Origin of the sequence: Microbacterium sp. 4R-513, assembly GCF_011046485.1 — a bacterium.
Classification (GTDB): Bacteria; Actinomycetota; Actinomycetes; order Actinomycetales; family Microbacteriaceae; genus Microbacterium.
This window is the reverse complement of record NZ_CP049256.1, coordinates 909,798-921,472: the sequence shown is the minus strand read 5'-3', so window position 1 is coordinate 921,472 and position 11,675 is coordinate 909,798. Positions and strand designations below refer to the sequence as shown.

The window sequence follows — 11,675 nt, the reverse complement described above, 5'->3', positions numbered from 1 at the left end:
ATGTGCCCTACCACCAACGATGAACCGCTCATCACACCTCTCCCTGCGACCCTGCCGCCGCCGACGGTGAACGCTGTCGAGCTCGACGAGGCGGCACGCGCCGCTCCCGAGCTGCCCAAGGTGGGCGCTCGCTACATCTGGTTCATGGTGCTGGCGCAGTTCGGCGTCTTCATGGCCTTCATCACTCCGCTGGCGATCTCGCTCACGATCCGGGTCAACACGCTGGCACCTGGTCATCCCGAGTATCTGGGGTTCATCACCGGCGCGGGCGCCCTCTTCGTGATGCTCACCTCGCCGTTCATGGGGATCTGGAGCGACCGCACCCGCACGCGGATCGGACGTCGCCGGCCCTTCATGATCGGCGGCATGCTCGTGGGCGTGCTCTCGCTGGTCGTGATGGCCGTCGCACCGAACGTCCTCGTCGTGGGGCTCGGCTGGATCCTCGCCCAGTGGGGCTGGGGCACGACGCTCAGCAACCTGCAGATCTCCACCGCCGACCGCCTGCCCGAGTCGCAGCGGGGCAAGGTGGCCGGGTTGACGAGCTTCGCGACTCAGATCGCCCCGGTGTTCGGCGTGATCCTCGCGCAGTTCTTCACCGGCGACCCCCTGCTTCTCTTCCTGGTCCCCGGTGCGGTGGGAGTGCTGTTCGTCCTGCTGTTCGTCACGCTCGTTCATGAGGACGACAGCCGTCCGCTGCCGAAGGACCCCATCACTGTCCTCCAACTCCTGTCGAAGTACGTCTACAACCCGCGCAAGCACCCCGACTTCTCGTGGAACTGGCTGAGCCGTTTCCTCTTCTTCACCGGCATCACCCTGAACACGACGTACACGGCCTTCTTCTTCGCCGACCGGCTCGGCATCGCCGTGGAGTCCGTCGCCGGCATCATCGCGACACTGAGCCTGGGCGGCATCCTCGCCGTGACGTTGGGGGCGATCGGCGGCGGCTTCCTCTCCGACCGTCTCAAGCGACGCCGTCTGTTCGTGCTGCTGGGCGGCCTGATCATGGCGGTCGGGATGCTGCTGCAGGCGTTCGCCCCTGGCCTGGCCCTGCTCATCACCGGGTCGCTCATCGCCTCGGTCGGACTGGGCCTGTTCGCCGCGGTCGACCAGGCGCTGCTGCTGGACGTGCTTCCCGAGCGGGAGACGGACGCCGGCCGCTTCATGGGAATCACCGGATTCGCCACCTCCATCCCGCAGTCGATCGCCCCGCTCGTCGCTTCCGGGATCCTGCTCATCGGCGTCACCGGCGATGAGCGCAACTACACGCTGCTGTTCATCGTCGCCGCGGTCTCCGTGGTCCTCGCGGGCGCCGTCGTACTCCGCATCCGCTCCGTCCGCTGACACCTCTCGAAGAAAGCCCGTCGCCGATGTCTCTCACCGTCACGCCCGTCCGATTCGAGCACCACCGCGATGCCCTCGGCATCGGCGAAGCCGCACCCCGACTGTCGTGGATCACGGCGGATGCCCCGGAGGGCTGGGCGCAGGCCGCCTACGAGGTTCAGCAACGTGACGGTGAGAGCATCCGCATCGATGCTGGCGAGTCCGTGCTCGTACCGTGGCCGTTCGATGCGCTGCGTTCGCGGGAGCGGCGGGAGGTCCGTGTGCGCGTGCACGGCCACGACGGGTCCACCAGTGGATGGAGCGACTGGGCGACCGTCGAGGCCGGTCTGCTCGAGGCATCCGACTGGTCCGCTCAGATGATCGGTCCGGCGGATTCGGCCATCGCGTCGCCGCTCGTGCGCGGATCCTTCACCGCCGTCGAACGGGCCCAGGTGGTCCGGGCGCGGGTCTACGCCACGGGTCACGGCCTGTTCCAGCTCGAGCTCAATGGGAGGCGGGTCGGCGACGACGAGCTCGCACCAGGCTGGACCGCGTACGAGTCGCGGCTTCGATACAGCACCTACGACGTGACGGATCTCGTTCAGGCCGGACACAACGTCGTCGGCGCGTGGCTCGGCGACGGGTGGTGGCGCGGCCATCTCGGCTGGGGTGGCAAGAAGGCGCTCTACGGCTCGGACCTCGGCGTGCTCGTCCAGCTGGAGATCGACTACGCCGACGGCACCCGCCAGACCGTCGCCTCCGGTTCGGACTGGCTGGCCGGCACCGGCCCGATCCAGGCCGCCGACCTCTACGACGGTGAGGATTACGACGCCCGGGAGTTCGACCCGGCATGGTCGGCGATCGACGCGCACCTGGACGGGTGGACTGCGGTCGCGGTGCGCGAGCTGAGTGACGTGGCGCTCGTCGCACCCGATGGGCCGCCCGTACGAGTCGTCGAAACCCGCGCGGTGCAGAACGTGCTGGTCTCCCCATCGGGCACCACGATCCTCGACTTCGGGCAGAACCTCGTCGGCCGGCTGCGAATCACGGTCTCGGGCGAGGCCGGCACGACGATCACCCTCCGGCACGCGGAGGTCCTCGAGCACGGTGAGCTCGCGGTCGAACCCCTGCGGGGAGCCAAGGCGACCGACACCTACACGCTCGCCGGCGACGGCGAGGAGACGTGGGCGCCCCGGTTCACGTTCCACGGCTTCCGGTACGCCGAGGTCACCGGCTGGCCGGGCGAGTTCGATCCCGCAGCCGTGACCGCTGAGGTCATGCACTCCGATCTGCTCCGCACCGGCTGGTTCGAGACCGACAACGCGCTGGTGGACCGGCTGCACGAGAACGTGGTGTGGGGGATGAAGGGGAACTTCGTCGACATCCCCACCGACTGCCCCCAGCGCGACGAGCGGCTCGGCTGGACCGGTGATCTGCAGGTGTTCGCCCCCACGGCGGCCTACCTCTACGACTCGGCCGGCTTCCTCGTCTCGTGGCTGAAAGACCTCGCCGCGGAGCAGAAGAAGTACGGCGGCACGCCGATGGTCGTGCCCGCGATCGTCACCGGCTACACCGGACCCACCGCCGGATGGGCGGATGCCGCGACAGTGGTGCCGTGGACGATCTATCAGGCCTATGGCGATCTCGGCGTCCTCGAGTCCCAGTTCGACAGCATGGCCGCCTGGGTCGACGAAGTCACCGCAGCCGCGGGACCGGACCGGGTATGGAGCGCCGGCTTCCAGTTCGGCGATTGGCTCGACCCCACGGCGCCGGCCAACCGCCCCGAACAGGCGCAGACCTATCCCGAGATCGTCGCCACGGCCTACTTCGCCCGGTCCTCGCGCATCGTGGCCGACGCCGCGGCCCTCCTCGCACGTACCGACGAGGCGGAGAGATACGGTGCGCTCGCTGATGAGGTCAAGGAGGCGTTCGTTCGCGAGTACGTCTCGCCCTCGGGGCGGCTGCTGTCCGACTCGGCCACCGCCTACGCCCTCGCGCTGAGCTTCGATCTCATCGCGGACGCCGATCAGCGGCAGCGCGCCGCGGATCGGCTGGCGGAGATCGTGGCAGGGAACGGCTACAAGATCGCGACCGGGTTCATCGGCACCCCGATCGTCACCGATGCGCTCAGCGCGAACGGTCACGCGGGCGTCGCGTACCGGCTGCTGCTGCAGACGGATGCCCCGTCCTGGCTGTACACCGTCGAGCACGGTGCCACCACCATCTGGGAGCGGTGGGATTCCCTGCTGCCCGACGGGACCGTCAACCCCGGCGGCATGACCTCGTTCAACCATTACGCCTTCGGGGCGGTCGCCGACTGGATGCACCGCGTCGTGGCCGGCCTCGCGCCTGCGGCGCCGGGCTATCGACGCATCCGTGTGGCTCCCCAGCCCCCGCGCCTGGGCCTCACCTCCGCGCGCGCCACCCTTCTGACCCCGTACGGCACCGCGACCGCCGGGTGGGATCTGGCCGACGGCCAGCTCCACGTCTCGGCGACGATCCCGGTGGGTGTCACCGCCGACGTCGTGCTTCCGTCGGGACGAGCCCTCGAGGTGACGGCGGGCGCGCACGAGTGGACCGAGCCGTTCGAGGTCGATGAGGAATCGGCGCGCGAGTTCACGGTCGACTCGCGCATGGCCGACATCGCCGACCACAAGCCGGCGCTGAAGGTGCTCACCGGTGTCATCGCCAAGTGGGTGCCGGGCGCGGCCGAGCACATGTCGGGCGGTCTGCGCGGGCAGGACGAGGTCACCCCGCGCCAGATCACCGGCATGCTGCCCGATCCGGCCGCGGTGCTAGCCGACCTCGAGCGGGGCTTCGCCGCGCTGAACGCCGGCGAGGAGATTCCCGCCGACATCTACACCGCTCCGCAGCCGACGGCGGACGACGGCGAGCTGAGCGAGAAGGCGGCGCTGCTCTCGGGCCGTGACTTCTGGTCGACCCGCGACAGCGCGGGAGTGGCGTCGATCGTGATGGTGGACGGTCCGCACGGTGTGCGCCGACAGGACGGCGCCGCCGACAACCTCGGATTCAACGACTCGCTGCCTTCGACCTGCTTCCCCCCGGGTGTCGCCATGGGATCCACGTGGGACCCCGCGCTGATCCGCGAAGTCGGGGTCGCACTGGGAGAGGAGGCCCGGGCGCTCGGCGTGAACGTGCTCCTCGGCCCGGCGATCAACATCAAGCGGTCGCCGCTGGGCGGCCGTACCTTCGAGTACCTCGCCGAAGACCCGCTGCTCACGGGCATCCTCGCTGCCGAGTACGTGCACGGCGTGCAATCCACCGGCGTCGGCACCTCGCTGAAGCACTTCGCGGTGAACAACCAGGAGACCGACCGTATGCGGGTCAGCGCCGAGGTCGACCCGCGCACCCTCCGCGAGATCTACCTGCCCGCCTTCGAGCGGGTCGTGAAGGAGGCGGCGCCCACGTCGGTGATGAGCTCGTACAACGCCATCAACGGCGTGTTCGCGTCCGAGAACCGGTGGCTGCTCACCGAGCTTCTCCGCGACGAATGGGGCTTCGACGGGTTGGTCGTCTCCGACTGGGGCGCCATCAAGGACCGCGTCGAGGCGCTGCGCGCCGGGCTCGACCTCGAGATGCCCGGCACCGGTGATGACGGCACCGACGCGATCCTCCAGGCGCTCCGCGACGGATGCCTCGACCGCGACGTCGTCGAACGCGCCGCCGCACGAGTGGCGAACCTCGCCGACCGCACCCGGCTGTCTCAAGAACCATCGACCTTCGACGAGGAGGCGCACCACGCGCTGGCCCGACGGGCGGCAGCCGCTGGTGTCGTGCTCCTCCGCAACGAGGACCGGACACTGCCGCTGCGGGCAGGGCAGAAGGTGGCCGTGCTCGGCGTCCTGGCCGCCGAGCCGCAGTATCAGGGCGGCGGCAGCTCCCACGTCAACCCGACCCGGCTCGACATCCCTCTCGCCGAGCTCCGTGCGGCGCTGGGGGAGGAGAACGTCTCGTACTCGCCTGGATATCCCGGCGACCGCGACGGCGACCTCGATGGGGCACGGCTGCGCGAAGAAGCCGCCGAGACGGCCGCGGCCGCGGACGTCGCCGTCGTCTTCGTCGGGCTCTCCGAGAGGGACCAGTCCGAAGGCTTCGACCGGACGGACATCGACCTTCCGGCCGACCACGTCGCTCTGATCGAGGCAGTCGCCGGGCGCGCCGGTCGCACCGTCGTGGTGCTCTCCAACGGCGGTGTCGTCACGCTCGAGCCGTGGCACGACTCCGTCGACGCCATCGTCGAAGGCTGGGCGCTAGGGCAGGCCGTCGGCGGAGCCCTCGCCGACATCCTCACAGGGGCGGTGAACCCGTCCGGCCGACTGGCCGAGTCCATCCCCTTCCGGCTGCAGGACAACCCCTCCTTCCTCAACTTCCCGGGAGAGAACGAGATCGTCCGCTACGGCGAGGGCGTCTTCGTCGGCTACCGGTACTACACCTCCGCTGAGCAACCGGTCCGGTACCCGTTCGGGCACGGCCAGTCCTACACGACGTTCACCCATGAAGCACTCGAGGTCGTCATGACCGGGTCCGACAGCGCGGCCGTCCGTGTCACAGTGCGCAACGCCGGGCCGGTCGCCGGCGCCGACGTCGTCCAGGTCTACGTAGCGCCCCCGCCGTCGCCGGTGCGGCGGCCGGTACGGGAGCTCGCCGCGTTCCAGAAGGTGCACCTCGAGCCGGGCGAAGTGCGAACTGTCGAGCTGGCGGTGGATCGCCGGGCGTTCGCGTACTGGGACACCGTCAAGGACCGCTGGCGCGTGCAGCCGGGGACCTACGGGATCGAGCTCGGGCGGTCGTCCGCCGAGATCGTGGACTCCGTTCCGCTGGACCTCGAGGGCGACACGGATCGGCCGGAGCCGCTCACCTTGGACTCGACCGTCGCGCAGTGGTTCGGCCACCCGACCGTTGGACCGGCGCTCATGCAGGCGATGATGGCCAACGCGACTCCAGAGCAGATGGCCGCCGCCGAGGACAACGGCCACATGCTCAAGATGGTCGAGTCGATGCCCATGGGACAGTTCGCCCGATTCCCCGGCGTCGAGATCCCCGAAGACGCCCTGGACCGGCTCGTCGCGCTCAGCCTCACTCCCTGAGCATCGCGCTCCAGCGCCGATAGCTTCGGGCATGCGCCCGAAGAAGCAGACGTGAACCCAAGGAGACCGCGTATGAACCCCGACTCGCGCACACGCGTCTTCCTCACCGGCGCCGCCGGGAACTGGGGACGCAAGGTCCTCGAGGAGTTCCGCCAACGGGCGGACCGATTCGAGGTGATCGCGCTGGTGCTTCCGACCGGACGAGACCGGGAGGTGATCCGCCGCTACGAGGACATGGAGAACCTCGAGGTGATCTTCGACGACCTCACCGACTACCAGGACGTGGAGCGCTGCGTGCGCCGCGCGTACTACCTGCTCCACATCGGTGCGGTGGGCATCTGCCTACGCGGAGGCTTCGGCCGCTCGCTGAGGTGAGCCGGGTCAGGTGACGCGGCCGGCGAGCCGGGTCAGCTGACGCGGTAGGCGACGTAGCGGACCCGATTCGCCTCGCGGACGTACGACGCGACGTACACCGAGCTCTCGAATTCGGGGTGATCGGCCGACTCGAGCGTGAGCGCTGCGCGGAAGTAATAGGCGGCCGGGTCGACGTCGGCCCCGCCGAGCAGTGCTTCGAGCACGGCCGGGTCGCCGCTGCGCACGCCGCGCGCGCGGATGTAGAGGAGCGACCCGTCGTCGGCCCGAGCGCTGTACCGGCCGTCGATCTCGATCGATCCGTCCGGCCGCACCGTCTGCCAGTCGGCGCCACCGCGGAGGATCTTGCCGGTGAACGCACCGCGGATCGAGCCCCCCACGACCGGGATGATGCGACGGTGCCCGGCCCGCGTCATCCCGTGATCCTCCAGCGGCCCCAGGTCGGCGACGACCTCGAACGCGTACTCGAGCGACGGCACGGGCGGGTCGACGGTCATGGCGCTGTCCTCTGGGCGCGGCGGGTGGACTCGCGCTCGCGATAGACGACGTCGAACCACTCGATCCGGGTGGGCGCCGAGGTGGCTTCGTGTTCGCCCTCGATCAGCGAGATCAGCAGTTCGCCGGCGCGCAGGCCCGCCTCGCGCGGCCGCAGGTCGAGCGCGGAGATCGGCGGCTGGACGATCGGCAGCGTCGCGTTGTCGACGAACGACACCACCTGGATGTCTTCGGGCACGCTGCGTCCCAACTCGCGCAGGGCGGACAGGATGCCGACGCCGAGGCCCTCCGGAATGCAGACGATCGCGTCGATGTCGGGCGTCGTCGTGATCAGATCGCCGATGATGCGCTGAATCTGCGGGGCGGTCGGGATGCCGTCCAGCGGGACGAGTCTCAGAGGCACTCCGGTTTCGGCAGACCAGGCTCCGGCAGCGTCGTTCACGCCGACGACCCACATCTGGTCGACGGTCGGCGTGAGCACGGCGATCGAGCCGGCACCGCCCGCGCGGAGGCCGCCCAGCAGCATCCGTGTCGCCGTCTGATGATCGGCTGCCACCGTGGCGGTGGGCTGCGGCATCCCGGGCGGGACGAGTTCGGAAGTCACGACCGGCCGGCCGGAGGAGAGGATGGCACGGGCGAGCTCGTCGCCCCCGTCGACGTCCGCCATCACGAAGCCGTCGACGTGGATGCTGTTCGCCTTCGCCGGGGGGAAATCGCCCGAGATGAGCGAGACGGTCAGCTCGCGGTCCTGCGTGCTCTCGGCGACGCCGAACGCGAAGTTCATGTAGTAGTCCATGAACCTCAGCCCCCGCGGAAGCCACAGGCCGATCGATCCGGCCCGGGCCCGACGCAGGTTTCGCGCGCCGCTGTTCGTCGAATAGCTCAGCGAAGCGGCGGCTGCGATCACCCGCGCGCGGGTCTCGGCCGAGACGCGGCCGACACCGGTGAGAGCTCGGGATGCCGTCCCTCGTGACACTCCGGAGAGGTCGGCCACCTCTTGCAGTGTGGCCGGACGCGTGGCAGCCATCGGACTCCTCCCCGCGAGCGATACTAGGCGGACGATTCCTGAGCATTCTTGCACAATCGATTGCGCAAGCGGCCGATCGTAGTGCACACTCTTTCAACAGACGGCGGCGCCCGACCGCTGAGAAGTCATTCACCACAGGAGTTGCACATGACTTTGGACTCGACCCTCCTCGACGAGGCGCCCAAGACCGGATCGCTCAAGAAGGCGGCGCTGAGCACGTGGGGAGTCGTCTTCCTGGTCATCTCCGCCGCCGCACCGCTGAGCGTCCTCGCCGGAATCGGACCCCTTGCCGTCCTGATCGGCGGCGTCTCCGCCCCGCTCGTGTACGCGATCGCCGGTGTCGTCCTCGCGATCTTCGCCATCGGCTTCCTGTACATGGCCAAGAACCTCACCGCGATGGGCGGCTTCTACACCTACATCGCGGTCGGCCTCGGCAAGGTGGTCGGACTCGCCGCCGGCTTCCTCGCCTGGGTGTCGTACAACGTGCTGCAGATCGGACTCTGGGGTCTTTTCGGGGTGATGGCGCAGGGGATGCTCGCCACGGTGTTCGGCATAGACATCCAGTGGTGGGTGGTCGCCGTGATCGGGGCGGTCCTGGTGTTCGCACTCGCCGCCGCGGGGGTGGATGTCGGGGCGAAGGTGCTGGGCGTCCTCCTCGTGCTCGAGACCGTCCTGCTGGTCATCCTCGCGATCGGCATCCTGACCCAGCGCGCCGGCGAACTGGAATTCGGTACGTTCGCGCCCGGGAACGTCTTCACGCCGTCGATGTTCGCGATCCTGGGCTTCGGCTTCGCCGCCTTCATGGGCTTCGAATCCACGGTGCTGTACCGCAACGAGACCAAGAACCCCGAGCGGTCGATCCCGCGAGCGACCTACATCTCCGTCGCGTTCCTGGCCATCTTCTACACCGGCACGCTGTGGCTCGTGATCCAGGCTTTCGGCGACGCGCAGGTGCAGGCCGTCATCGCCGAAGACCCGGCAGCGTTCTTCTTCACGGCCATGGGTCAGTACGTCGGCGACTGGGGCGTGGCCGCGATGTTCATCCTGATCGTGACGAGCATCTTCGCGGGGCAGCTCGCCTTCCACAACGCGATCAACCGGTACAGCTACGCGCTTTCGCGCGACCGCATTCTGCCGGGCTTCTTCGGACGGACCAACCGCACCGGCGCCCCGTGGATGGCGGGCCTGCTGCAGACCGCCGTCGCGATCGTCGTCGTGATCGCGTTCGGCACGGCGGGCCTCGATCCGCTGACACAGCTCGTGATCCTCGTCAACTCGCCCGGCGTCTACGGCATCATCACGCTGCAGCTGCTCGCCTCCATCTCGGTGCTGATCTTCATCCTGAAGAACCGCCATCTGCCCAGGAAGCCGTACGTCCTGCCGGCGGCGATCTTCTCGATCGTGGCGATGGCCGCCCTGCTGGCCGTTCTCGTGATCACGATCGACTACCTGACGGCCGCCGGTTCAGCCGTCAACGAGGTGATCCTCGCCGTCGTGCCGGCGGTGCTCATCGGCGGAGCGGTCTATGCCCTCCACCTCCAACGCCGGCGTCCAGAGGTCTTCGCCCGCATCGGCGGGCAGGAAGCGGCGGAGGCGGCATGAACGCGGCACGTGCGGACATCGTGATCTTCGGGACGGTGATCACGATGGCGGAGGACGACCGCACGCCGGCCGAGGCCGAAGGCATCGCGATCGCCGACGGGCGGGTCCTGGCCCTCGGCGACCGCGAACAGCTCACGCCCCTCGTCGACGCGTCGTCCGAGGTGATCGAGCTGTCGGATGCGGCGATCCTGCCGGGTTTCGTCGACAGCCACATCCATCCGGTCTTCGGCTTGTCGCTGACCCGCGGCGCCGACCTCAGCCGTTGCGGCACCCTGAGCGAGGTGGGTGCCGCGCTCACCGCCGAACTCGACAGGCTGACAGGCGACGACTGGCTCCTCGGATGGGGGCTCGACCCCAACGTCTTCGGCGACGAAGAGGTGACGAACGCCTTCCTGGACTCGGTCGCCGGTCGACGCCCGGCCTTCGTCCGGCTGTTCGACGCGCACGCGGCGATCGCCTCATCGCGCGCGCTGGAGATCGCCGGGGTCGAGGGGGGTGCGGCGTTCACGGACGCCTCGCGCGTCGTCACCGATGAGAACGGCCGCCCGACCGGATACCTGCTCGAGATGCAGGCGCTCGGTCTGGTCGAGCGCGTCCTGCCGGAGCTCAGCTTCGAAGAGCGGGCCGAGCTCCTCTACGAGATCCTGCTGCGTATGGCCCGAGCGGGCTTCACCTCCGGTCAGGTGCAGGACCTGGCGCCGGGAACCATCGAGCTGCTGGAGCGGATCGAGGGCGATCGTGATCTGCCGATCCGGCTGCGGCTCTCGCCGTGGTTCGAGCCCGGGACGCCGGTCGCGGAGGTCGAGCGGCTCGTGGCGCTGCAGGGTACGCGCGGGCGCCGGTGGGTCGTCGAGGGTGTCAAGCTCATGATCGACGGCACGGTGGACAACGGCACAGCCTGGCTCCACGAGCCCGACTGCCTCGGCGAGTCGACCGCCTCCCTCTGGCTCGATCCCGAGCACTACCGCGCGGCGATGACCGAACTGCACAGGCGTGGAGTCCCGACGACCACGCACGCGATCGGCGATGCGGGCATCGACTTCGTCGTCCGCACGATCGACGGTCTGCCCCCGGGCGTCGCGACGCACCGGGTCGAGCACATCGAGACGATGACGGATGCCTCGCTCGAGGTCTTCGTGCGGTCCCGGGCGACGGCGAGCATGCAGCCCACGCATTGCACGCTGTTCACGAAGGCGGACGGCAGTGACAACTGGTCCCGCCGGCTCGGCGAGGAGCGCGCGGCGCGCGGCTTCCGGAGCCGCGACCTGGTCCGCGCGGGCATCCCGCTCGCCCTCGGGTCGGACTGGCCGGTCGCACCGAGCGACGCCGTCGCCATCCTCGCCGACGCGCAGCTGCGCCGCCCGCATGACGACGCGGATGCCGCGGCCATCCATCCGGAGCAGGCACTGGATGCGATGGATGCGCTGCGCGGTCTCACCACCCAGCCGTACCGGACGATCGGGAGCCGCGGCGGGATGCTCGAGGTCGGCGCCGTTGCGGACGTGACCGTGCTCGATCGGGACCCTCGTACCGTCGACCCTGTCGCCCTCGGCAGCGCTGAGGTCCTGCTCACCCTCGTCGACGGGCGTCCCGTCGTGGATCGGGTCAGCAGCCTCCGCTGAACCCGCTCCGCAGGCCGTCGCTCCTCGAGCCCCTGCAGGATCGCGCTCCTGTCGGCGACCAGGCATGCTGTTCAGACGAGAGGACACGCGTCATGACCCTGACCGGCCCCGTATCCGCCATCACCGTCG

The 11,675-nt window shown here is 69.4% G+C and carries 7 protein-coding genes; 5 read left to right on the top strand and 2 right to left on the bottom strand.

What is annotated here, in order from left to right:
* Positions 1–66 precede the first annotated feature (66 nt).
* The 3 genes from G5T42_RS03935 to G5T42_RS03920 all read left to right on the top strand — a co-directional run bounded on the left by G5T42_RS03935 (position 67) and on the right by G5T42_RS03920 (position 6,803).
* Positions 67–1,341 carry an MFS transporter gene (locus G5T42_RS03935; protein WP_241245950.1) on the top strand — a complete coding sequence of 425 codons (1,275 nt, stop codon included), beginning with the start codon at positions 67–69 and terminating at the stop codon, positions 1,339–1,341.
* Positions 1,342–1,367: 26 nt separating this feature from the next.
* Positions 1,368–6,428 carry a family 78 glycoside hydrolase catalytic domain gene (locus G5T42_RS17955; RefSeq protein ID WP_347104217.1) on the top strand — a complete coding sequence of 1,687 codons (5,061 nt, stop codon included), beginning with the start codon at positions 1,368–1,370 and terminating at the stop codon, positions 6,426–6,428.
* Positions 6,429–6,500: 72 nt separating this feature from the next.
* Positions 6,501–6,803 (top strand): SDR family oxidoreductase, encoded by a 303-nt coding sequence (locus G5T42_RS03920; RefSeq protein WP_165125729.1) that lies wholly within the window; start codon positions 6,501–6,503, stop codon positions 6,801–6,803.
* A gap of 32 nt (positions 6,804–6,835) precedes the next feature.
* Here G5T42_RS03920 and G5T42_RS03915 read toward each other — a convergent pair whose 3' ends face one another.
* On the bottom strand, positions 6,836–7,297 hold the full coding sequence (locus G5T42_RS03915) for a DUF3237 domain-containing protein (protein ID WP_165125726.1): 462 nt from the start codon (positions 7,295–7,297) through the stop codon (positions 6,836–6,838).
* Positions 7,294–8,409 (bottom strand): LacI family DNA-binding transcriptional regulator, encoded by a 1,116-nt coding sequence (locus tag G5T42_RS03910; RefSeq protein ID WP_165125723.1) that lies wholly within the window; start codon positions 8,407–8,409, stop codon positions 7,294–7,296. Before G5T42_RS03910 ends, G5T42_RS03915 begins: the two co-directional genes overlap by 4 nt.
* A 60-nt stretch (positions 8,410–8,469) precedes the next feature.
* Here G5T42_RS03910 and G5T42_RS03905 point away from each other — a divergent pair, with 60 nt between their 5' ends.
* Together G5T42_RS03905 and G5T42_RS03900 are read left to right on the top strand one after the other, a co-directional pair.
* On the top strand, positions 8,470–9,924 hold the full coding sequence (locus tag G5T42_RS03905; protein ID WP_165125702.1) for an APC family permease: 1,455 nt from the start codon (positions 8,470–8,472) through the stop codon (positions 9,922–9,924).
* A complete protein-coding gene (locus tag G5T42_RS03900; protein ID WP_165125699.1) occupies positions 9,921–11,546 on the top strand; it encodes an amidohydrolase in 1,626 nt (541 codons plus the stop codon). The genes G5T42_RS03905 and G5T42_RS03900 overlap by 4 nt, the downstream gene beginning before the upstream one ends.
* Positions 11,547–11,675 lie beyond the last annotated feature (129 nt).